This window comes from Nostoc sp. DSM 114159, assembly GCF_053470285.1.
In genome coordinates this window covers 513,482-537,824 of sequence record NZ_JBPFEH010000001.1, presented here as the reverse complement: position 1 = coordinate 537,824, position 24,343 = coordinate 513,482, and the positions used below count along the sequence as shown (strand labels likewise).

Annotated in this window: 16 protein-coding genes and 1 pseudogene; 8 read left to right on the top strand and 9 right to left on the bottom strand. The window is 41.3% G+C overall.

The genetic code is table 11. The annotated features are described in order from the left end of the window. Positions 1 to 228 precede the first annotated feature (228 nt). Positions 229 to 2,301: a protein kinase domain-containing protein gene (locus tag ACR5KR_RS02100; protein WP_448265271.1), complete on the bottom strand. Its 2,073-nt coding sequence runs from the start codon at positions 2,299 to 2,301 to the stop codon at positions 229 to 231. A 544-nt stretch (positions 2,302 to 2,845) separates the two neighbouring features. Here ACR5KR_RS02100 and ACR5KR_RS02095 point away from each other — a divergent pair. Continuing rightward, entirely contained in the window at positions 2,846 to 4,084 is a 1,239-nt protein-coding gene (locus ACR5KR_RS02095) for a peptidase (RefSeq protein ID WP_448265270.1), read from the top strand. Between the two features lie 114 nt (positions 4,085 to 4,198). On the opposite strand, the gene ACR5KR_RS02090 is transcribed toward ACR5KR_RS02095, so the two are convergent. The 5 genes from ACR5KR_RS02090 to ACR5KR_RS02070 form a co-directional block, all read right to left on the bottom strand. After that, positions 4,199 to 6,079 carry an ABC transporter ATP-binding protein gene (locus ACR5KR_RS02090; RefSeq protein ID WP_448265269.1) on the bottom strand — a complete coding sequence of 627 codons (1,881 nt, stop codon included), beginning with the start codon at positions 6,077 to 6,079 and terminating at the stop codon, positions 4,199 to 4,201. Between the two features lie 40 nt (positions 6,080 to 6,119). Then, on the bottom strand, positions 6,120 to 7,106 hold the full coding sequence (locus tag ACR5KR_RS02085; protein WP_445627986.1) for a glycosyltransferase family 2 protein: 987 nt from the start codon (positions 7,104 to 7,106) through the stop codon (positions 6,120 to 6,122). Positions 7,107 to 7,289: 183 nt separating this feature from the next. Next, the gene (locus ACR5KR_RS02080; RefSeq protein ID WP_448265268.1) at positions 7,290 to 8,501 is read right to left on the bottom strand and encodes a glycosyltransferase; all 1,212 of its coding nucleotides are present in this window, start codon (positions 8,499 to 8,501) and stop codon (positions 7,290 to 7,292) included. Between the two features lie 80 nt (positions 8,502 to 8,581). Beyond that, positions 8,582 to 9,769 carry a glycosyltransferase family protein gene (locus tag ACR5KR_RS02075; RefSeq protein WP_445627988.1) on the bottom strand — a complete coding sequence of 396 codons (1,188 nt, stop codon included), beginning with the start codon at positions 9,767 to 9,769 and terminating at the stop codon, positions 8,582 to 8,584. A gap of 78 nt (positions 9,770 to 9,847) precedes the next feature. Then, the gene (locus ACR5KR_RS02070; RefSeq protein WP_448265266.1) at positions 9,848 to 11,095 is read right to left on the bottom strand and encodes a glycosyltransferase family protein; all 1,248 of its coding nucleotides are present in this window, start codon (positions 11,093 to 11,095) and stop codon (positions 9,848 to 9,850) included. A gap of 310 nt (positions 11,096 to 11,405) precedes the next feature. On the opposite strand from ACR5KR_RS02070, the gene ACR5KR_RS02065 reads away from it, so the two are divergent. The 6 genes and pseudogenes from ACR5KR_RS02065 to ACR5KR_RS02040 all read left to right on the top strand — a co-directional run bounded on the left by ACR5KR_RS02065 (position 11,406) and on the right by ACR5KR_RS02040 (position 18,696). Then, positions 11,406 to 12,029: a 4Fe-4S single cluster domain-containing protein gene (locus tag ACR5KR_RS02065; protein WP_445627990.1), complete on the top strand. Its 624-nt coding sequence runs from the start codon at positions 11,406 to 11,408 to the stop codon at positions 12,027 to 12,029. A gap of 396 nt (positions 12,030 to 12,425) precedes the next feature. Further along, positions 12,426 to 12,866 carry a hypothetical protein gene (locus tag ACR5KR_RS02060; RefSeq protein ID WP_448265264.1) on the top strand — a complete coding sequence of 147 codons (441 nt, stop codon included), beginning with the start codon at positions 12,426 to 12,428 and terminating at the stop codon, positions 12,864 to 12,866. Continuing rightward, positions 12,808 to 13,877: pseudogene (locus ACR5KR_RS02055) on the top strand (FecCD family ABC transporter permease). The gene ACR5KR_RS02060 and the pseudogene ACR5KR_RS02055 overlap by 59 nt, the downstream one beginning before the upstream one ends. Positions 13,878 to 14,165: 288 nt before the next feature. Then, on the top strand, positions 14,166 to 15,563 hold the full coding sequence (locus ACR5KR_RS02050; protein ID WP_448265262.1) for an ATP-binding protein: 1,398 nt from the start codon (positions 14,166 to 14,168) through the stop codon (positions 15,561 to 15,563). A 220-nt stretch (positions 15,564 to 15,783) separates the two neighbouring features. Then, positions 15,784 to 16,815 carry an IS701 family transposase gene (locus tag ACR5KR_RS02045; RefSeq protein ID WP_448270056.1) on the top strand — a complete coding sequence of 344 codons (1,032 nt, stop codon included), beginning with the start codon at positions 15,784 to 15,786 and terminating at the stop codon, positions 16,813 to 16,815. A 621-nt stretch (positions 16,816 to 17,436) separates the two neighbouring features. Beyond that, positions 17,437 to 18,696 (top strand): ISAs1 family transposase, encoded by a 1,260-nt coding sequence (locus ACR5KR_RS02040; protein WP_448265261.1) that lies wholly within the window; start codon positions 17,437 to 17,439, stop codon positions 18,694 to 18,696. A gap of 334 nt (positions 18,697 to 19,030) precedes the next feature. On the opposite strand, the gene ACR5KR_RS02035 is transcribed toward ACR5KR_RS02040, so the two are convergent. Then, entirely contained in the window at positions 19,031 to 20,488 is a 1,458-nt protein-coding gene (locus ACR5KR_RS02035; protein WP_445632199.1) for an alpha-amylase, read from the bottom strand. Positions 20,489 to 20,829: 341 nt separating this feature from the next. Here ACR5KR_RS02035 and ACR5KR_RS02030 point away from each other — a divergent pair, with 341 nt between their 5' ends. Further along, a complete protein-coding gene (locus tag ACR5KR_RS02030) occupies positions 20,830 to 22,893 on the top strand; it encodes a YfbK domain-containing protein (protein ID WP_448265260.1) in 2,064 nt (687 codons plus the stop codon). Positions 22,894 to 23,189: 296 nt separating this feature from the next. On the opposite strand, the gene ACR5KR_RS02025 is transcribed toward ACR5KR_RS02030, so the two are convergent. After that, positions 23,190 to 24,005, bottom strand: a complete 816-nt coding sequence (locus tag ACR5KR_RS02025) for an ABC transporter ATP-binding protein (RefSeq protein WP_448265259.1) — start codon at positions 24,003 to 24,005, stop codon at positions 23,190 to 23,192. 201 nt (positions 24,006 to 24,206) lie between these two features. Further along, positions 24,207 to 24,317 (bottom strand): iron chelate uptake ABC transporter family permease subunit, encoded by a 111-nt coding sequence (locus ACR5KR_RS02020; protein WP_448265258.1) that lies wholly within the window; start codon positions 24,315 to 24,317, stop codon positions 24,207 to 24,209. Positions 24,318 to 24,343 lie beyond the last annotated feature (26 nt).

Below are 24,343 nucleotides of genomic sequence, written 5' to 3'. Positions count from 1 at the left end.
ACAGGATAAAATTTATCTAACCCACTTTTGCAGGTTTAAGGATAGATTTTGAGATTTTTTTCAAGCTATAATCCCGAACACGTAGAGAATATTAGCATAATACAGGCTTCGCCAATATCATCTTTTGAAGCTAGGATTAATTTGGTATTTTTGCACAGCTAAATGTTCTTTCTGAGGTAGAACCCAAAAAAGTTGCAATGTATTCCGAATGTACGCTATCAAATATTTTTAATTAATCATCTGCCAAATTTTGAGAATGTTCTCACCACTTCCACCACCGGCAATGGTTTGTCCATCTGGGCTAATGGCAACGGCATAAATATATCCAGAACCTGTCTCCAAAGTGCGGATTTCCTTTCCTGTCACTGGGTTCCAAAGTTTGATTGTCTTGTCACTACTGCCACTTACAAGGGTGATACCATTTGAACCTACGCTTGGCAAAAAGGCGACAGAATTAACCTTATCATTATGTCCTTTTAAGGTGTGGATTAACTTTCCTGTTTTCAGATTCCACAATTTAATTGTCTTGTCTTTACTACCACTGGCAAGGATGACGCCATCAGGAGCAAAAGCAACTGAAAGAATCGATTCTGGACTTCCCTCTAAGGTGCGGATTAACTTTCCTGTCCCTAGATTCCACAATTTAATTGTTTTATCCCAGCTACCGCTGGCAAGGGTTTTACCATCAGGACTGAAAACTACAGATGCAACACCACTGGTATGTCCTTCTAAGGTGCGGATTAACTTTCCTGTCTCCAGATTCCACAGTTTGATTTTCATATCCTTACTAGCAGTGCCACTGGCAAGGGTTTTGCCATCAGGACTGAAAGCTACAGAAGTAACTCCGTCGTTATTTCCCTGCAAAGTGCGGATTAACTTTCCTGTTTCCACATTCCACAGTTTGATTGTCTTATCCGCACTGCCACTAGCGAGGATTTTGCTATCAGGACTGAAAGCTATAGTCCAAATCCAATTGGAATGTCCTTCTAAAGTGCGGATTTCCTGTCCACCTGTCAGATTCCATAGCTTGATTGTCTTATCATCACTGGCACTGCCAAGGGTTGTACCATCAGGACTGAAAGCTACGGAATTCACGTCACTAGAATGCCCTTTGAAGGGTTTGGGTGAATAAGAATTTTCTGAAACGTTCTTTTGGGGCTGAATAGGCTGAGAAACAGGCTGAGAAACAGGTTGAGGAGCCTCGCTGACTATCTGGGGACGAGACTGAAAATACCAAACTCCCCCTAATCCCAAGACTAAAATGCTAGAACCTAACAGCAGTTGACTTTTCAGATTGTTATTTGATTTTGGTGAAACTAGCACCTTGTTTGCTGGAGGAGCTGCAAATGTTGTTGTCAGTATAGTTGGGGGCACTGATGACAATGATGGCATTTGAGGTGTCAAGTCATTGATGACTTCATCAGCCGATTGATAACGCTTTTGGATGTCTAATTGCAACAGCTTATCCAAAACTTCACCCAACTCTACAGATATAGAAATGCCATCCCTACCTGAACTGGTTAAATGTTGCCGCCAAGATGCAACCCAACCATAACCCTGGTGTATCCACAGTTGAGATGGGCGAACCCCAGTCAGGAGATGAAAACAAGTAGCCCCCAAACTGAATAAATCACTAGCTGGGTAAGCTTTTCCCTCTTGCATCTGTTCAAGTGCAGTGTAACCGTGTGAGCCAATCACAGTGCCCATTCTAGTATGCACTGTTGCTGTCAACAGCTTGGAAGCTCCAAAATCAATGAGGATTAATCGCCCGTCACTTTGACGGCGAATAATATTCTGTGGCTTGATATCTCGGTGAATCACTCCCCGCAGATGGATAAACTTCAGTACTGGCAGTAAATCTAGTAAAAGTTGGCGAATCTCCGTTTCGTTATAGTTTGCCCGCGTTTCCGATTCTTTGAGCAAGTTTTGCCCATCGATAAACTGCTGCACCAAAAAGAGATAGCTATTTTGCTCAAAATAAGCCAATAAAGTTGGAATTTGTGGATGTTCTGCCAGTTCTTGCAGTCGGCTCGCTTCTTGTTTAAATAGTTCAACGGCCTTGTTTAGCGGCCCAGTTCCCTGAAGTTTTGGCGCGAATTGCTTGACAACACAGCATTCATTCAGTTTGTGTACATCTTTGGCTAGATAGGTTCTACCAAATCCACCCTCGTCTGATAAAACCTGAGTGGGACGATAGCGACCTCCTAGCAGGGGTATCAATTCCGCTCTACAACTGTGGCAATAGTTGTTTTTATCAGGATTTAAGGGTTTTTGGCAATCGGGATTCACACAACAGAGCATACTGGGAATCCATTTCAGTTGGGGTATATATTCATCTTAAGTCATGCAGTATAATCTCTGTTGTTAGTAAATATTACTGAGACAGCATACAAATCCCCAATTTCCTTACCTCATCAGGTATTGAACAATTTAGATAAATTGCAAAAAATTGTGTTTGAGCGATGCCTTTTGACGAATTGATAGGCGTCAAGTCTTTATGTATTACATCTGTATGAGCAATTTAGTCAGGTTTACAAAAATATCTGGGCAAAATTCCGAAAAGCAGCAATTTAAGTTTGTAGCTCAGTATATACCTACGAAATTGAGATTTCCTCTAGTAGTCTAAATTGAAAATACAATTTTTCCGATTTGATTGAGGCAAACATTTGGGTATCTAGGATATAGGAATTCATTTGATTACAGGCGATGCCTTTAGCAAGCCGCTAAAGTATATACGCTAAATTTCCCTTTTCATTTACATAACTGCTGTGGCTAAAACAGCAACTAGTATTAATTTTGTTTTTCAAGAAAAGACAAAATTATCAGCAAAATTAGGAACGTAATTATGCTATTAGACAACAAAAACTATCGTCGCAAATTAAGTCATGTTTTAATTAGTTGCGTGAGTAGTAGTTTGTTAATTACAAGTAATGTGCTGCCTATAAGTGCTTTGGTGAAATCTCACAGTTCTCAAGATTTCATAATTGCTAAATCACCAGATGAGAGACAACCAGAAGCAGTAAAAAAAGGAATTGAGCAAATTCCTGCTTCTCAGGCATCAACATCTCCAAGACGGAAGATATCTATTGAGTCACCAGTACAAAAGGCTCCTCGTGTATCGTCTCATAGAGAAAATTCTCAGCGAACTTCCAGGGTTTCAGATAATAGCTCTACTCCTAGAGCATCTAGACGTAGAACTTCTAACTCAAATTCTAATCGTTCTAATGGTGGTGGCTATGCATCTAGATCGTCTAGAGCTAGAATTGCTAACTCAAACGCCAATCGTTCTAATGGTGGTTCTGGGAGAGTTCGCAAGCCAAGTTATAATGTCGCTACAGGAAACCAAAATCTCGATAATTCAGCGATTTCTTCACCTGCAACCCCAACTTACAAACAGATTAACTTTGTAGATGTTGCATTAGGTATTCTGAGTAAAGGTGACTTTCAATCTGAAGGTAGATATTTTCATTTCTATGAGTTTGAGGGCAGAGAAAATCAATTAGTTCAAATTAGATTGATTGGCAGTAATGATACACGCAGATCCAATAACTTGAGTTTAAAACCGTTGTTGTTTCTGCACGATCCTGATAACAATATCATCGTTAAAAAAGGCGCTTTGGATAAAAGCAGTGGTGGTGATGATGCATTTATTTTTGCGCGACTGCCTAAAAATGGCATTTATAAGATTGCTGTTACTAGTCAAGATCCTGGAGATACAGGCCGCTATAGTTTGGCTCTCAGGAATGATAGAGCTAGCTATACTTTAGATGAATCAGGCCAACTAACTGCTAAAAGCTCAACCTTGAAACAAAATGGAGGCGCTTACAATGTTTCTAATTTTCAAGGTAGAAAAAATCAACTGATAAGTATTCGTGTAGATAGTGTTGATGAAGAGTTTTCTCCCTATGTAGCTTTGCTAAATTCTAAAGGACAGACGATCGCGATTGATAAAGACAAAGACAAAAGTGGTGTCTACAGTGCTTTAATTGACCGAGCTAGGTTGCCTGAAGATGATACATACTATATAGTTATTACTTCCAAAAATCCACAGGAACGTGGTAAATATAGATTGACTATTTTCTGAAGTAATTACCAAATCTTGTATCGAGACTATTGCTATGAGTGGATATAGCCCGGAATATTTTTTTATTTACCGTAATAGTCTCGATGCCATTGTACAAAGTTCATTTAAGGGTTATTAGTGTAGATAATTGGTCTTTAAAGACGCGATAAATCGCGTCTTTACATGATGACTTTCATGGGAATTTCCCGCAGATTTCAAGGCATACATTGCGCTGTAATGTCCACCTAAGCGCAGTAATTCTTGATGCGTACCTTGCTCTAAAATCTGTCCGTCTTCGATGTAGAGAATTAAATCGGCTTGTTTAACGGCTCTAAGATTATGAGAAACTATAAAGGTTGTGCATTTCTGAGTCAAGCGATCGAGTGCTTCATTGACAGCGTGTTCGTTTTCGTTGTCTAAACCAGTGGTTGGCTCATCTAAAATTGCAATCGCAGCTTCACGAATAGCAGCACGAGCAATAGAAATTCTCTGCCGTTGTCCTCCCGAAAGCGTTGCTCCTCTCTCACCCAAAATAGTCTCGTAGCTTTCGGGTAGCGCCATGATAAAATCGTGAGCATTTGCTAAACGCGCAGCTTGTTCAATTGCTTGGTCTGAAGCTCCCAAACACCCGTAGGCAATATTGTCTTTGACGCTGGCAGCAAATAAAATGCTCTCTTGTAATACCACGCTAATTTGCTGGCGAATAGATTGCACCTTGTATTGCCGCAGGTCGTGACCATCAACTAAAATCCGCCCTTCTAAGGGGTCATAAAGTCGCAACAACAAACTTACTAAGGTGGATTTACCGCCACCAGACGGCCCCACTAAGGCGACGTGTTGACCAGGTTGCACCTCAAAGTTGATGTTGTGTAAAGTTCTCTTGGTCGGTTTGTAGGCAAAGGTGACATTTTCAAACCGCACACCTCCCAACAAAGGCGTTGCATCCATTGCTTTTTGCGAATCGCGGATTTCGGGTACTGTATCCAGCACATCCAAGATACGCTCCCCGGAAGCAGTAGCTTTAGCGATTTGTCCGGTGTATTTGGCAAGTTGTCGCATCGGCTTAAAAGCAATCCTGAGATAGTTGACAAATACGAGCAAATCCCCAGGTGTAATTGCCTTTGCCAATACCAACTGCACACCCCGCCATAACACTAAAGCAGTGGCAATTCCTACCAGCAGTTCCACCATCCGTTCTAAACCGGCTGCGAGTTTTTGCGCCTTGGCACTTTCTTTTAAACTTTGGCGATTATGACCGTAAAAGGTAGTTTCCAGCATATTTTGCAGAGAAAGAGCTTGCACTACTTTGATTGCCCCGATGGATTCCGCCGCCGTTGCCGCCATTGCACCTTCGCGTTGACGTTGCGATCGCACTACTTGTCGGATGCGTTTTGTCAAGCGCGTGGTGAAGAAAATAAATAAGGGAAACACGGCGACAGCAATCAGCGCTAGTTCCCAATTCAGCCAGAACATGACAAAAATCATCCCGATTAAGGTGAGGGAATGGGCAATTAAGGGTAATACTGCCATCACCGTCACCTCTCGCAGTCGTTCAATATCGGAGGTAACGCGGGTAATTAAATCGCCGGTCTTGACTTTGTGATGAAATGATAAAGAGAGATTTTGGAGATGGCTGTAAAGTTGAGAGCGAATCTCAGTTAACACATTACTAGCTGCCAGTGCCATGCCCACTACACTGAAGTAAGCAGCAGTAGCACGAAGTAAAGCGATCGCAACTAACCCCAACGTCAAGCCTGTTAATAGGGCAAACGAACTAATTCTTGAAAGTAGGGGAATACCCAAAGACTGAGACTGAAAACCAGCTACAAGGATGTAATCAAAAATAAACTTTAGCGGCCAAGGTTCTAGCAGGTGCAAGAAAATCTCAGCTATCAGTGCCACAAAGGATACAATTAGCAGCGCCTTTTGTTTGCTCAACTGGGGCGAAAACCGCTGCAAAATCCGTACTATTCCTGGTAAAGCAGCTTTCAGACTTTTGGGATCTCGATGCGCCATATCATACCAACCAATTCTCCAAAACCTGACGAATTACGAATTACGAATTATGAGTATAGCGATCGCTAATGTAGTAATTTAATTTTCTTTCAAGAGCGATCGCTATTTTCTCCAGCCACAGGGGATTTTGCCCAAAGGTAAGACGACTTAGCAACGGTTTTAAAAATCCCTGATGGCGACGATGCCCCATCCGCTTATAGCGCTTCTTGAAATACTTGTCATTCATTGTCAAATTCCACTTTTTAGAAAAGTGTTCTAAACTAGCAATTTCCCAAGCATTACTCCAACGCAGCATAAAGAATGCTAGTTCCGATAATTCAAACTTTAGCCCTGGTACATAAGTAACTACCGAAGTCGGTTGACAGTAAAATGTACCTCCTGCCTCAGCTACTTTTAGACCAAAATCGATGTGTTCTCGTGTGCTTAGAAATCCTTCATCTAACAGCCCGATTCGCCCAAAAATCTCGGTGCGAACTAACATACAGTGAAACTCGGCAAACTCACATTGTTGGCGATGAAGTCGATCCTGCACCTCAGCAACTTTCCGATTTACAAAGTAATGTTTTTCATGCACCCGTCGCTTAATTCCAGTCTCTTGCGATTCCACAACAATATGAGCTTCACCACCTGCTAAATGTACTGTTTCTCCCAATGGCTTACCAATACAAGTTAGCGGACAGACTACAGTCGCTTTTGTTTCTTTGGCGCATTCAAGTAAGGAGTTGAGCCAACCTGGACTGACAATTACATCGTTGTCAATAAATACTAAATAATCGCTATTAACTTGTTGTAAACCAAGGTTACGGGCTTGGTTGGGTGAAAGGTAATGTTCTGTGCGGATTAATTGAAATCCTTTTGCTGCGGCTTGTTCTTGAAGGTAGCGCTGGATATGCTGAGGTGAACCGCCATCGATATAAATTAGGGAAAAAGGTAATTGAGTGTGTTCATAAATGCTTTCTAAAGATTCGCGGGTGTAACTGAATCGCTCACGTTGCGAAACAATTATCGTGATTTGTGGTTTGTTCATGGTTAATTTTTAATTTTAAATTCCAAGCAAAGTGACTTAATATTTTCTATTAAGAATTCAGTACCCAGGAGTCAGAATTTATCAGGAATCTAGAGTGATTGATATATTTATTCATCAAATGCTCTGCTGATTTTTTAACTATTCACCAATCCTGAGTTCAGAAGAACTGAATTCTGACGTTTTCTATACGAGATATATTTCGCCTAACAAACCTGCATCAGATATTCCTAAGACTCGTTGGTAAACATTCATCCAGTTTTGATATTCTACTGATGGGGCAAGCTGTTGAGTTACTTTTGTCTTAGCTGATGCACCCAACTTTTGTCGCAGTTCTGGTTGTGTTGCCAAATATCGGATTGCAGCAATTAATTCCTCTGTACTGCCGGGGTTGATAAGTAAACCGTCTACACCATCTTCTATGATTTCTGCGATCGCATCTACACGAGTGCCAATTATTGCTCGACTCGCCAACATTGCTTCTAAGAGGGTATTCGGACAACCATCATGCAGTGAAGGAATTGCAAAAATATCTAGATGTGGTAAATAAGCTAAAGCTTCTTGTCGGCTGGTAATTCCAGTAATATGGAGGCGATGGCCAATTTCACTTTGTTGTATTTGTTCCTGCCAATACTTTCCTTCTTTTTCAACAAAATCACCTATCAGTAAGAGTGTTAAATCTAACTCTTTACCCAAATCGGCGCAGGCATCGAGGAGAAATTCAATTCCCTTCTTATCTCGGAATCTACCCGATGAACCGATAACAATACCTGGCAATTCTTTAACTAAAGATGGGGTGGGGAATTGTTCAAAGTCGATAGGTGCAATGGAATTCCAGAAAGCGGATGATTTTAACTTTACACTTGGAGTAATAACACTAGCTCTTTTGAGCAAGTCACGGCTGACAAATGTCACCCAATCAGAACTCTCTAAAATCCATGCTATCTGAGCATGATTTTTAGGATTAAAAATATGTTTGTGCAAGTCGCTACCGCGAACACTATTGATTATTGGAAGATCATTTTCTTTTGCTAAAAGCGTCGTTACATAACCTGTTTCATTCAGAAAAAAGGCGTGAAATAAGTCAAAATTATGTTTTTGATGCAGACATTTGAGTTGAAAATAAACGTCGCTAAAAAAGTCTTGAATTTCTGTTGTTTGAGTACGAACGGCTGACTTAATGCGATGCACAAACACACCATCTTGAAGCGTTGAGATGCAACTTGCTCGTCTGTGACTTCCATCAGAAACTAGCCGTTGTTTCGAGCGAAACACTGCAATGTGAACTTCATAGCCTCTGTCAATTAGCATCTTTGTAATTCGATGCACTGATTCACCTACCCCGCCGAAATCGGGTGGATATTCAAGCGTAGTAATACAAATTTTTGTTTGATCCATGATTGGATTTTCTGCGATTCGATCGATTATTATTTTTTGTATTTTGGAAAAAATCAATATACTCTACTCACTTTCTCAAACTAGGCAATTTTTTGCTTGAATACTAAAGCTTTTAATATGTTTGCAGTTTTTTCAACTCCTCCAAAATCAAAGCTAATTTTATTAGGCTGCTCTTTGAGGTAATTAATAATATTAATTGCCAGGTAATCAGGTTGTAAATAATTATGATTGAGAAATTTGACAACTCCTAAATTGCTTAACTTTTCGGCTCTAATTGTTTGTTCTCTATCCTGATTGCCTGTGAATGGAAGAATCATCGCTCGTACACCTGTAGTTAAAATATTCATTGTGGTGTTATAGCCAGACATATTGATCGAAAGGTCTGCTTTTTTCATGTAATTTAGTAAGTAAGGAGTATAGCGTCGAATATAGATGTTTTTACTAAATTTTGCCATTTCTTGCAGTTCCTTAAATTTGGAATTTGGGATGAATGGCCCGGTAAAAACCTGAATATTATGTGGCAATACTTTCTCTAAGAAAGGGGCTGTATTCACTACACGTTCAAGCAACTCATGACCAAATCTACCACCTCCTACACTGGCTAGAATCAGGGGTTTGTCTGATTTAATAATTTCCCGGTCTTCATCAGTTAAAATAGGGTTTTTTGGTGGCTCTTGCACTACATATCCGGTGTAATATAATTGACATTTGAGGTCATTGACTCTCGAAAATGTTGCTTCTAGTGGGACTAATTCTGGGTCGCTGTGAACCAACAGTATATCGAAATATTTGTTGATTAAATTACATACTTTTTCTTCATGTTTTACTTGTTTTTCAGGTTTAACAACTACAATGTCTCGCAAACTAGAAACTATTTTAGTTGACCCTTTATTTGATTTTGCCAATTTTAATAATGGAATTAATTCAAAATAAAAACGTCTTCTCCCAAAAGGAAATAACTCAACAATCAAAATATCAGGCTGGAATTGCTGAAAGATTTTTAGAAGTCGATTTTTTCTAATTTCTTTGGCTTCATCAAGGCTAAAAGCATCATCTACTACTTGTAGTTCAGAAAATTCTGGGTCAGTTTTAATTGCAGGCAGATTGATAACTTCCACACCAGCAGGAATTTCAAATCCTTGAATTATTTCACCACCATTAATAAAACAAACTTGGAAGTCTTTAGTTAAGCCTCGCACAATTTCGCGGCTGCGAACCAGATGCCCCATACCTAAAATATGTTGGCAGTAAAACATAATACGTTTCATAACAATTTTACCTCTGTGATTTTGGATGGTTGGAATCAGGCAAATGAAAGATAAAAAAATAATTTTCTTACTTTTTACTTAAACAATTTTGGCAATCATTGCTAATTTCGGTAATTGGACAACTGGGTTGTAGCAAAATGGAATCGCGCTCTTTTTTTTTGCTAGTAAGGTAGAGATGTATTGGCTAATTTTGGGCAACCCATTAAGATTAATTTTCGGTTGGGAAATCTGCGGAGTTTGGAGTTGTTGTAACAGCGATCGCAGTAATATATCTGGAGTCAGATAATTAGGATGAATCGCTGCTAAAATCCCCAAATTTGCCAAATTTTCTGCACGAATGCACTGTTCTCGTGATGGCTTAATTCTGGGTACTACTACTGCTGGCTTACCCACTGAAAGAATCTCGCAAATTGTGTTGTAGCCACCCATTGCGACTACGGCATCTGCGGCGGTGATGTAACTCATTAAATCATCGGTAAATTCGTCTATCTGCACTTGGGGATATACAGCAGCTTTTAGTTTCAGTGCAGCTTGGTGTTCTAGGGGCATTTCTGGGCCACATATAATTAAACTTCGTAATTTATGGGACGCTGGCAACAATACCAAACTCGCTAAATATGTGTCAATTAAGCTGTAACCATCTTCGCCACCACCCGGCGTAACTAAAATGAGTTGTTCTTCTGGATTTAATCGCAACTCACTACGGATGATATTTGGACTTTTACGCCCTAGTTGTTTGCGTATATAGCCACAAAACTGTACCTTTTGGGCAACCATTGACGGTAGTTGATATTCTTGGCAAATGTCGAAAACTTCAGGATTACCAACAACAAGCACGCAATCGTAAAATTTTTCTATTGCTTCGTAGTAATTATGTTTTTGCCATTCTGGGATTGTCACATCTGGATGATCTAAAATGTCGCGCAGCAGGAGAATTAGGGAAGTTTCCGGCAACTTTATTTTGAGATATTCGATAGCCGCTTTTAATTCATTACGGATACCATAAGGCTTTTTATCTACTAGAAATATATCAGGTTTAAAATTAGCGATCGCAGATAAAATTAACTCTGAGCGTAATTTCACTGTTTCATTAATTTCTGCATCCAGATACTTGACAGAGATTTCACCTAATGCATCCCGATTTAAGCAGGGTAATTTAATATAATCGAGTCTTTTCGGAATCCGAAAGCTGTGCAGCATCGGCGAACCAGAAACAACTAAAATAGAAAGCTCTGGAATCGAATCAAGTAAGTGAGTGCAGATTGCCAGCATTCTGCGAATATTACCGAGACCGAAGCCATCGTGGGAATATACCATCAGTCTCATGGTTAAATGTCCCTAAGTTATTCAGTGAATCGATGCCATACTAACTTAAGTAGCTTCCTAAGGTTACATGAGTCTTTTATGAAACTTTGATGAGAAAATTTTCATCATTATGTTTGTAGCAATTGTGTAATAGATTTGACAAAAATCTTACAAGATTCAGTCTAGTAAGTTAAAGCAGACTTTTCCAAAGCACCAAAAGTTTTTGAGAAATTAATCATCAATTAAATCTCCAGTTATATAACTATTGTCACGGTTATCTAACTGGAGATTAGCTATATTTAACAGTTAACGGCTAAAAGGAGTTAAAGAGATGGAAATTAAGCCAACTGACCCATCGCTAGCACTCATAGAAATTCCCCCAGGCTATCTCAATATTATGGGTTACGTCGATCGGTCAGAAGTTAATGGCCCTGGTTGTCGTGCAGTCGTTTGGGTACAAGGTTGTCTGCGTGAATGTCCTGGCTGCTTTAATACTAACTCCTGGTCTTTTGAGGCTAACCAATTAATTGCTGTTGATGCTCTTGCGGAAAATATTCTCAGCAATCCCCACAACACGGGTGTAACATTCTCTGGTGGAGAACCATTTTGGCAAGCAGCTGCACTGGCATCTTTAGCCCAGAAGGTAAAAGCTGCTGGTTTAAATGTCATGTCTTTTTCTGGCTTCACTCTTAAGCAGCTACAGTCTCAATCTGCACCGCCAGGTTCCCAAGCATTGTTAGAACAACTCGATATTTTGATTGACGGGCCTTTTGTACAATCTCTAGCAGTTAATTCTCCCAATTCTCCAGTTTCTTCTAGCAATCAACGGGTTCGGGTGTTGAACCCGGCTTTCCAAGACCAAATTACTTGGGCTAGCGACCAGATCGAAATCCACATCCTCAAGGATGGTGGACGCATTGTCACTGGCTATCAAGGTGGACTGGAACTAACGTAGGGGCAGGGGAGCAGGGAGCAGGGGGCAGGGGGCAGGGGGCAGGGGAGCAGGGAGCAGGGGGCAGGGGGCAGGGGGCTGAGGGGCAGGGGAGCAGGGGGCAGGGGGCAGGGGGCAGGGGGAAAGAGGGTTTCCTGGTTTTTGCACAGATGCGGGAATTATAACTAATTAGGCGGACATGATATTAAAACTTAAAAATTTCGTGAGTTTGACGAGTGCTATTTTGACCTCTCCCCCAGCTCCTCTCTCCCAAGGGGAGCTACGGTGTATACATAAGTCAAATTACCCCCCTTAATCCCCCCGATGTATTGGGGGGAAACAAGAAATCTTGTTCCCTCCCCTTGTAAAGGGGAGGGTTAGGGTGGGGTAAAACCTTGGTTCATCAGCTATTTCAGACTTGTGTGTACACCGCAGCTCCCCTTGGGAGAGGGAGACTGGGAGGGAGAGGTCTGTGAACTCACGTTAAAAATTGAGCTTCTGAAGGTCAACATTGAGCTTCTGAGGGTCAACATTGAGCTTCTGAGGGTCAACATTGAGCTTCTGAGGGTCAACATTGAGCTTCTGAGGGTCAACATTGAGCTTCTGAGGGTCAACATTGAGCTTCTGAGGGTCAACATTGAGCTTCTGAGGGTCAACATTGAGCTTCTGAAGGTCAACATTGAGCTTCTGAGGGTCAACATTGAGCTTCTGAAGGTCAACATTGAGCTTCTGAGGGTCAACATTGAGCTTCTGAGGGTCAAATTTTTAGATTCCTGCTCTCTCATCGAGAAGCTATCTTTAAATGCAGCTTTGTTTGGGACGGATTATATTAAAAAAAAATACATATCTAAATTTGACTAGACCATTTCAGAAAATTTTGACTGAACACCGCGTATTTTGGGCTGTCTTACTTTTTGGTACAGCACTGGTGGTAACGCTAGCGCTGTCGCTTTCTCAAGGAGCAGTACCTTTAAATATGTCGGAATTTTGGCAAGCCATTCTCCACAAAGGCGATCCGGTTAAACAGACAATTCTCTGGGATTTACGTCTCCCGCGCATTACTGCTGCGATTATTGTCGGCGCAGCTTTGGGAATGTCAGGGGCACTGCTGCAAGGAATGTTACGCAATAGTCTCGCCGATCCATTTATTTTGGGCATTTCAGCGGGTGCGGGACTACTTGTAATTCTGATGATTGTGTGCCACATATTCCCGATCGCAATTCCTTTAGCAGCATGGATAGGAGCAATTTTAACTGCCGCGATCGTCATTTTACTCGGTCGTTCGGGGTCGGGAATTTCTGTTGAGCGGTTGATTTTAGGCGGAGTAGCGGTGAGTTCTTTATTTGGTGCTGTACAAAGTACATTGCTGCTTTTAGCTGAAGATGGGCAAATTCAAGTTGCGCTCAGTTTTCTGGTTGGTAGTCTTAATGGACGGGGTTGGCAAGAAATTGCTACAACTGGCCCTTATATCATCGTTGCATTGATTGGGGGATGCTTGCTAGCGCGATCGCTAAACATCCTGGCTTTGGGAGATGATTTAGCTGTGAGTTTAGGGCTTTCGTTGACGCGATATCGCGCCTGTTAATCGGTGGTGTCGCCACTCTATTAGCCGCAGGTGCAGTCAGCATCAGTGGCTTGGTTGGATTTGTCGGTCTAGTTGTCCCTCACGGTGTCCGCCTGATTGTTGGTACAGATAATCGCTTTGTTTTACCACTTTCCGCCCTTGCAGGTGCATGGTTACTCACTTTTGCAGATTTACTCTCTAGACTAGGAGCAGTAGAACTACCAGTAGGTTCCGTCACTGCCTTGCTGGGTTCACCCGTGTTTATCTGGTTACTTTATCGTCGTTCTGCTGGGTTTAATAAATTTTGAGCGATCGAACCGCTATCCATCTCCACCATATATACGGATCGGGTTTTTTGCGCATTCTGATAAACTGAGACAAAGCCTTCTTCAACTATTTAAGCCAAAATTCTCCATAGGGAAACACAGCTGTATAACCCTACTTTCTTATCCCTGCTCCCTGCCCCCTGCTCCACTTCGACTACGCTCAGTGACCACCTGCCCCCTACCCCCTGCTCCACTTCGACTACGCTCAGTGACCACCTGCTCCCTGCCCCCTGCCCCCCTGCCCCCCCGCCCCCTCAAGGAGGTTAATCGATGTTATGTGTTGAGGAATTAATCAACTTAGACCCATTTCAACAACTTCCCAAAGAGCGATTGCAGTGGGTTTGCGATCGCGCTCAAACAGTTGAACTTTCCCCCGGAGATGTGTTGTCCCATGAGGGAGACCCTGTATGTCGCTTATTTATCTTAGTCAAAGGTAAAATCAACATGACCCGCCGCAGTGAAGGAGTGGAAATTCCCATTGGGCAACACGAAGCCCCATCCTTTTTTGGTGAAATTCCAGTACTCACAGATGAACCTGCACCTGTGACAATGCGGGCATTTTCTAATTGCCACATCTATGAAATGAAGGGAGAAGACTTCCGCAAACTGCTGCATGAATGTCGTGATTTTGAGCGGATGGTCTTCCGAATTATGCAACGTCGTGTCCGGGGGCTAGAGTCTTTCATTCGTGGGCGGGAAAAGATGGCAGCTTTAGGGACTCTTGCCGCCGGTCTTGCTCATGAACTCAACAACCCAGCCGCAGCCTTGGTTCGGACTTTAAAAGAAATGCCAGCCGCCATCTTAGAGTTACAACGAATGAACTTAGTTTATGGGCAACGCAATGTTGAGGAAGCCCATACTCAACACTGGTTGAGAGTACGCGATCTTGGCTATGATGCGATTTTGAATAATCGTGTAGATCCGGTGACACTAAGCGATCGCGAAGAGATATTGCTGGAATGGTTAGAAGACTATGGTGTAAACCAAGCCTGGAAATTGGCAGAACCTTTAGCAGAAGGTGGTGTTGAAGTTGAAACCCTAGAGCAACTCATGAAACGTTGGCGCAACGACAACACAGAATTGCGAGAATTGGGATTGCACTGGCTAGCGCTTTCCTTTGAAGTCATGTCGATGATTAAACATGGTTTGCGAGGATCTGAGAGGATTTCCGAACTAGTGCAAGCGATGAAGTCTTATTCTTACCTCGATCAAGGCACTCAGCAAGAAGTAGATATACATCAAGGTTTGGAAGATACCTTGCGATTGTTTGCTCATAAACTCAAGTGCGGTGTCCAAGTGCAACGCAATTACGATCGAAGTCTTCCAAAAATCTTTGCCTATGGCAGCGAACTGAATCAAGTGTGGACGAACTTAATTGACAACGCCATCGATGCAATGGATGGTAAGGGATTGCTAGAAATTACAACACACCATTGCGATCGCTATGCCCATATTGACATCATTGATTCTGGCAGTGGAATTCCACCTGAAATTAAAACCCGTATTTTTGAACCTTTCTTCACTACCAAATCAGTAGGACATGGTTCAGGACTTGGTTTAGAAACCGTTCGCCGAATTGTAGAAAATCGCCATCACGGTACGCTTTCATTTGAATCGCGCTCAGGTAGAACTTGTTTTACCATTTGTCTACCCTTATCAAAGCAATAAATCAATCAGAAATGGGATTAGAGATGAAAAAAAATGGGAACCAATGGTTCCCAAAATCTAGCAGCAAGTGAATATTTTTGTCAGACTTCTAGTTAGAACTTACGCATTGACAAGTGGAACAAAAAGTGTATAACGAAAATGTAGAAAAATACCAGCGATCGCTAGTTAATAGAGGCATGAAAAACAGATAATTTACCTGTTTGTGTTTAGGGTTCGGACAATCAGAGCAATTACAAAACCATCCACTGCCAAGTGTGACCTCAACACTTACACTTTGTTCTTGCTAGCAGAATCAAAGTATTCAGGTTGCCAACGTTTGGCGCAGATAATGAAAAATTTGTCTCATGATAGCGTCAATAGATTTTTGCTGCGTGAGCAGTACGAACCCAAGGATTTATTTGAAGAAATCAAACCACACATCAACTTAATTGGAGGTACTTTAAGTGGTGACGATACAGTAATTGATAAGCCTCATAGCAATCCAAAAATAACGGAATTAATTGGTTACTATTACTCAGGTAGACACCATCGTGCCGTTAAAGGAATTCAATTAATTACCTTGTATTACACGGATGTATCTTTTAAGTCTGTGCCAGTAAATTATCGCATTTATAACAAACAGGATGGAAAGACTAAAAATGATTATTTGCAAGAAATGATTGCTGAGGTTTTGGATTGGGGTCTTAGTCCAAAAACAGTGACTACTGATAGTTGGTACTCCAGTCAGAAAAACCTCAAGTTCTTTAAAGACAAGGAATTAAGGTTTTTAACAGGAGTAGCTAAAAATCGTTCATGTTCAGTCGATGGGAAAAATTATACTCAAGTCCAAAACTTAGAAATTCCAGAAGTTGGTTTAGTAGTGTATCTAAAAAACTTTGGTCAGGTAAAGGTATTTCGCAGAAGTTTCAAAAACGAAGCTTACAGATATTACATTATGTATATTCCTGAAAAAGATGCACTTTTATCAATTTCTAGAGCAGACTTCAAAGAATTACACTCAATACATTGGGGTATTGAGTGTTACCACAGAGCTATTAAACAAGTTTGTGGTGTTGGTAAATTTATGGTGAGGACAACTGAGGCCATCAGAACTCATTTTTTTAGCGCAATTCGAGCTTTTACACAGCTAGAATTAATGCGAGCAGAAGAGTTAATAGAAAATTGGTACGAACTCCAAAGAAATTTATCTCTTCAAGTAGCCCGTGACTTTATTTTAGAACACCTATCACAGAAGTTGATCCAGATTGCATAATACCAATTTTCTGTCAATGCGTAAGTTCTACTAGTTTTTTATTGTCTCCTACACTAGAATTTGTCTTATAGTTATAAATCAATACAGTTCAGGATGAGCAACAAAACCTTCATGTAGAGACGCGATTTATCGCGTCTTCAAAGACCAATTATCTACATCAATAACCCTTAAGCCAAGCGTATTGAGCTATAAATAAAATATTGGAGTAAAAAAATTATTTATCTGATAATTCTGATCTTGTGGGCTGTTGATCGGAGTTAATAAATTCAGTCTTAGGTGGTCTTCCTATAGTATTAGGAGGTTGTTTTTTTGTTTTGGGTTGTGGATTATTATTCTCGCTCATGTTCATTTATCTCCTTAATAGCTTTAATTATTTGGCTGTTTTAAGATTTCTTGCTTGGAGTTGAACAAGCAAAAAATTCAGCGAACGCAGTCAGTTTGTGTTCTGATGATTATGACTTCAAGCGATCAGGGTAAGCTCATCTAATTTGGTATAGGGTGAGCTTGACAAATTAAGTAAGATAAGCATAAACAAAGGCGGAAAAAATGCACTTGACTTAAGAACAAGATCAATGAGAAGACTTTAATACTGTTGTCCCAAAATCTTCAGGAGCCAAGTTGATGTCACAGGGCTTTGAAACAAAATCTGCGGATGAACTTCAAAACGCACGTAGTCAGCGAAAGTCAAAAGAAATAGCAGACATCGGCAGTATTCAACAGAGTTTAATGGAGCATTTTGGGGATATCAAAGACCCAAGAGTAGATCGAACCAAAAAACATCAACTCACAGATATTTTAGTAATTGCGATTTTAGCCATCATCGCTGGAGCGCAAGGGTGGGAAGATATTGAGAATTATGGCATCAGCAAGCAACAGTGGTTAGAAGAGTTTTTGGCATTACCAAACGGTATTCCATCGGATGACACCTTTCGTCGAGTATTTGAATTCATCGACCCAGAAGTATTAAATCAATGTTTTCTGCAATGGGTGGAAACCCTGGTTGGTTCGATGGGGGGAGAGATTATCCCCATAGATGGAAAGACCATTAGAGGTTCTTATGACCGAAATCAGGGTCAAAGCGCACTCCACGTCATAAGTGCCTGGGCAAGTGAACAACGTTTAGTGTTGGCACAGGTAAAAGTAGAAGATAAATCTAATGAAATTACGGCGATTCCCGCATTATTAGAGTTACTAGATATCACAGGTGCTATCATCACCATTGATGCAATGGGGACACAAACTGAAATTGCCAAACAGATTGTCGCTAAAAAAGCTGATTATGTCCTAGCACTTAAAGCTAATCATCCCACTCTCCACTCTCAAGTACAACAATGGTTTGAAACTGAGAAAGCCAATAATTTCCGAGGCGTTGATGTCAGTTATGACAAACGAATTGAGAAAGCACATCATCGCCGAGAAATTCGTGAAGTTTGGACTGTACCTGTTGCTGCTATTGGCGAGCTTTATCAACCCAAATTATGGGCAGGATTGAAAACCCTAGTGATGGTAGTTCGTGTGCGTCATCTTTGGAACGAAACTACCCGTGAAGTTCAGTTTTATCTCACCTCTTTAAACAGTGATGCTCAACTTATCGGTCGGGCTATCCGAAAACACTGGGGCATTGAAAACGAGGCTCATTGGACTCTCGACTGTACTTTTGCTGAGGATGCTTGTCGCATTCGTTCTTTTCATAGTCCCCAGAATTTTGCGCTTTTAAGACGCTTTGCTCTCAATGCCCTTAACCTTGAACAAACTTACAAACGTAGTCTTCGTCAAAAAATGAAACGCACTGCTATGGATAATAACTATATGATTCAGGTTCTTAGTTGTTGTTTGATTGACAATATATTAGGTTCTTCCGATTCCTTGCGTCAAGCCTGATTGAGATGCTCTTACCCTGTTCAAGCGATGCGATCGCAATTCCGTAATTCTGTTGAAAATTTTGTTCCATTTCTATATTAGACTTCTTGGCATTTGTCGGGAAAAGGGGAAGGGGGGGCCCCCTCTGGGGATAAGGGGAAAGTGGGGTCCCAAGAAGGGGATAAGGGGCGAGGGGAAGGGGAAAAAGGTACTGCAAAAGTCCTTTCCCCTTTAACCTTTACCCTTTTCCCCAAGAGTGCAAAAAGCACAAATGCCAAGAGGTCTATTGTCAAAGAGGTAGATAGTGAAAAAACTCCTTACTATCTACCTCTTTAACCTTAGTTTTCTATTCAAACTATTTTTGCAGCCAGACCGATATTGAACCACCAGGACATGGAAAATTTCCCCATCCGTCGTTATTGGTGTGAATGATATCGTTTATATGTCCCGTGGCATCGTAAAATTCCTGATTGGGTCGGAACATATTCATCCACTTGTTCCCTGGTGAGCCATTGGTCAGCACTACAGCCATTGCACCTGGATGATTACTATTACCTAAGCGCGTCCAACCGATAGTATTGGGATGGTCAAAGTAATCATGCTGGTCGCCAAAACCGTATTCTCTCCGCGCCTTTAAGAACTTGTCAATTAAAAAACGGTGAGAGTAAAGGGTATTATCGCGTCCATTATCTTGATATTGTGCCCCGTAATAATCTGCATAAAAAACGCAAGGATAGCCTTCGCGACGCAGTAAGATTAGTGCATAGGCTAAGGGCTTAAACCAAGGTTCAACAGGCGACTCTAGAGATTGACAAGGTTGGGTATCATGGTTTTCAACAAAGGTAACAGCTAGGGCAGGTTGTTCTTTAGCTAGAGTTCTATCAAAAATCGATCGCAGATCGAAACTACTACCCTGGCGACTTGCTTGGTGAAACTTGAAATGTAGAGGCACATCAAATAACGATAAACGCCCATCACTGGAAGTAATATAACCGTGTAAGGCATCGATATCTTGAGACCAGTACTCGCCAACGCTAAACAGTTCCCGCCCACCAAAATGAACTCGCAGATGATTTAACCAATCACGGAAAAAAGTAGAGCGAATATGTTTAACAGCGTCAATGCGAAAGCCATTTACACCTGTGGTATCAACAAACCAACGCCCCCAATACATCAACTCACCGCGCACGAGATCGTTACCTGTATCCAGGTCGTTAGCCATTAAATAATCGTAGTTGCCGTGTTCGTGGCTAACTTCCGTCTCAAAATGTTTATCTTTAAGGCGATAGAGTTTGTCTGCCTTTTTGGTATCTACATTGTATGATAATGAATCAAAGCACCACCAATACCATTTCATACTAGAATATTTATCTCCACGACCAGAAAAATTGAACTTTGTATAAGCTCCAATTTCGTACCAATCACTGACTGGACGGTTACGGTCATTCCAATCCATTTCTTGAGCTGAGATCCGTTCTATTTCATCCCCACCATCTTTGTGGTTGAAAACCACATCGGCATAGATTTGAATACCTGCATCCTGTGCCGTTTTAATAGCCCTTAAGTATTGCTCGCGTGTTCCATATTTTGTCCGAACAGTATTTTTTTGATCGAACTCACCCAAATCGAACAAATCGTAGACTGCGTATCCAACATCCCATGTTCCACCACTGCCCTTATAAGCTGGCGGCAGCCATAAAGCAGTGAAGCCTGCATCAGCTAGCTCATTAGCTGTTTTATCCAGCTTGTCCCATAACGTACCATCATTGGAGATGTACCAATGGTAATACTGCATTATTACGCCGTTAGTCATGCGATCGCCTTTGTAGAATCTTTGATTTTCCAGATTTCTGTCAGAAATCCTGATGCTAGAATATGTTACTTTTGTCACACATCGTAACTTCATCTGAATTTATTTAGGTTTCAATGACGACTGAGTAGCTGAAGTTAAGCGATTAAGTAATTTATTTAACCCAGATTTTTGAGTTGATACCAACAAACACTGTGATATTCCCTAATGCCAAATGGAAATGGTTAGTGTTGTATAAATTACAGTTACCAAAACTGAAACGCTTATCAAATCCCAAGCTGCTCAGGACTATTCTGGGTAAATAGTCAAATGTGACAGAAAAAATTTAGTGTGAGGATTTAGCCGTGTCTTACCCGATTCCATCCAAAATGTGGCAACGAGTCAGTATTGTAATATTGTTTTTATTGATACCCTCAATAGGAATTGCCGTTTTACGCCAGTCTGCTACGGTTGCAGTTCCAGCCAATCAGAATCCTGCCAGTTCTACTCCAAAAACTTCCGTTCTCCCCAATCACCCTGACTACCAAGCACTCCAGACATTGGTAAAACAGTATAGTTGTGTCGTTCCCGTTCAAAATTTTGGCACTCTTCCTGTAACCCGAACTGAATTTGCCACAGTCTTGAATGCCTGTGTGAATCGGAGCAATGAGCTAATAGCGACCGATCCCAAGATAGTTACCCCAGCAGATATGAAAATTCTGCAACGCTTGCAGTCAGAATTTGCACCGGAGTTAGCAACCCTAAAAAGTCCAATAGAGGAATTGGAAGCTCCTAGTCCCATCACTTTGAATCAGCCTAACAGAGAACGAATTCAAACTGAGTCTAACCAAAAGACTCAACCCTTACCTATAGCCCCACCCCTTAGTATTCCGTCTGGCTCATCTGTCCAGGATCGAGTTGCTAATCGTGCGAATATGCCTAAACTCCAAACTCGTGACAGTATTGGAAGGGTTGCCCCGGAACCTCAAATAGGTAGCGGATTCAATACAGAAAACTACAACCGGATTGAAGATAATCCCTTTCATCGCGTTGGAAACGATCCCCTTTCCACCTTTTCCATTGATGTAGATACAGCATCTTACAGCAACGTGCGACGGTTTATTACTCAAGGAGAATTACCACCCAAAGATGCAGTGCGAATTGAGGAATTAATCAATTATTTTACCTACAATTATCCCCAACCAAAAGGCGAACGTCCTTTTTCCATCACCACTGAAGTTGCTGCTGCTCCCTGGAATCCTCAACACAAGTTGGTACAGGTGGGTTTGCAAGGTAAACGCCTAGAAACCAAAACCTTACCGCCAAGCAACTTAGTATTTCTGATTGATGTCTCCGGTTCTATGGATGACCCGAATAAATTACCCTTAGTGCAACAGTCGCTCAAATTGTTGGTGAATCAACTGCGTCCTGAAGATCGGGTAAGTTTAGTAGTCTATGCGGGGAATGCTGGATTGGTGTTACCGGCTACTGCTGGTAGTCAAAAATCAACAATTCTGGCGGCGATTGACCGCTTAAAGGCTGGAGGCTCCACTGCTGGCGGTCAGGGTATTGAATTAGCTTACAAGATAGCCAAAGAAAGCTTCCTCAAGTCTGGTAATAACAGAGTCATTTTAGCTACTGATGGAGATTTTAACGTTGGGGTTTCCAGTGATGGCGACCTGACGCGATTAATTGAACAAAAGCGAGAGCAGGGAATTTTTCTGACGGTGTTGGGATTTGGCACCGGCAATTATAAGGATGGAAAAATGGAGCAACTGGCTGATAAGGGTAACGGCAACTACGCTTATATTGATACCCTATTGGAAGCCAAAAAGGTTTTAGTTAACGATCTTAGGGGAACTCTATTTACTATTGCCAAGGATGTAAAAATTCAGGTGGAATTTAATCCGGCGAAAGTTCAAGCATATCGCTTGATTGGTTACGAAAATCGCCTGCTGCAAAACCAGGATTTCAATGACGACAAGAAAGATGCAGGGGATATTGGGGCTGGTCATTCTGTGACAGCGCTTTATGAAATAATTCCCACTGGCACGAAAAGCGATGTGAAACTGCCAGAGATAGATCCTTTACGGTATCAGCGTTCTAGTGAAACTGTCTCGGATGCTGCTGGTAATGAGTTGATGCAGGTGAAACTGCGCTATAAGTCGCCCCAGGACAGCACCAGTCAACTAATTACCCAAACCATCCAAGATGATGATTTGAGAACTGACCCCTCCACAAACCTGAGATTTGCTGCTGCGGTAGCGACCTTTGGGATGGTGCTGCGTGACTCTGAGTATAAGGGAGATGCTAATTATGATTTGGTGATGAAATTGGCAACCCAAGGAAAGGGGGAAGACCAGGAGGGCTATCGGAGTGAGTTTATTCGCCTAGTGGAGCAATCTAGAGCGTTGATTACAAAAAAATGATTTTAGACCATAAATGAGACGGCGAGTAGGGAGTGGTGTAGTTGAATTACTTGAAAACCGTTATCATCTCTGGGAGATATCACAATCTACATCAAAGGACATCAAAGGCGATCGCTCTCCACTGTATTAGATATCTGCAATAAATACAGCAATTTAATTTCAGAAGAGAGCATTGCATATCTGCAAGATGTTTTGCGATCGCTGCTAGTCAGAAAAATTATTCCCTACTCTGCAAGACAAGAAAGAAGAAATGCTTAACTGAACTGTATTCTGCTGTGTAAGGTTTTGATTTGTTTTTATGTTCTCCCCTTTCTTCCCACTGGTATACACATCGGTGTGCCGGAAACCGGGTCTGGGATAACCCGACATTCCAATCCAAATACTTCCCTTACCATCTTCTCAGTAATCACCAAATTAGGTTCGCCAACAGCAAAAATTTGACCTTCTTTCACTGCTACTAAATAATCAGCATAACGACAGGCGTGATTCAAATCATGTAACACCATAACAATCGTTCGTTGCTGATTTTGGTTCAAATCATACAATAAATCTAAAACTTCTATTTGGTGCGCCAAATCTAAAAAAGTAGTTGGTTCATCTAACAATAAAATATCTGTATCTTGAGCTAATGCCATTGCAATCCAAGCACGTTGTCGCTGTCCACCGGAAAGAGTATCTAACTCGCGTTCTGCCAAATATTTAATTCCAGTAATTTCTAACGCTAGTTCCACTAATTTTCCATCTTCTTTTGTCCACTGCTGCAACCAATTTTGATAAGGAAACCTTCCACAAGCTACCAAATCTCGAACGGTTAATCCTTCTGGTGGAACGGGGCCTTGGGTAAGAATTCCTAATTTTTTAGCAACATCTTTTGTTGATAGCTTAAATAAATCTGTTGTATCTAAATGAATTGTGCCAACGCGAGGTTTTAATAATCTTGCTAAACCCCGTAATAAAGTGGATTTTCCAGAACCATTTGCACCAACTAAAGCAGTTATTTTTCCTGGTGGTATATCTAAATTTAAATCCTTAATAATAGTTATATTATCATAACCCAAAGTCAAATTCTTCGCTGACAGTTGGTAATGTAACTTATCGCTCAATATTGACATAATTAAACTTAAGAGAATCTTTGAGAATTTTGTAAATATGTAATATCATATCTACTTGATTACTTAATTAAACCCAAAGAACCCCACCCCACGAAATCAGCGCTTTGCTTCCCCTGACCGCAGGTAGATAGGGGATTAAAGGGAGCCAGCGCGGTCATGGCATGAGCGGCGCGTAGGGTGCAAGTACTATGAGAATCATAACTAATTATCTTGCCAATATAGAACAATACTAATTATTACAGCAAAAACCGCACCTGCATTCATCCCCAAAATACCAGGCTCGGCCAATGGATTACAAGTCACACTCTGCATAATTGCACCAGAGTAGACATTGCTGC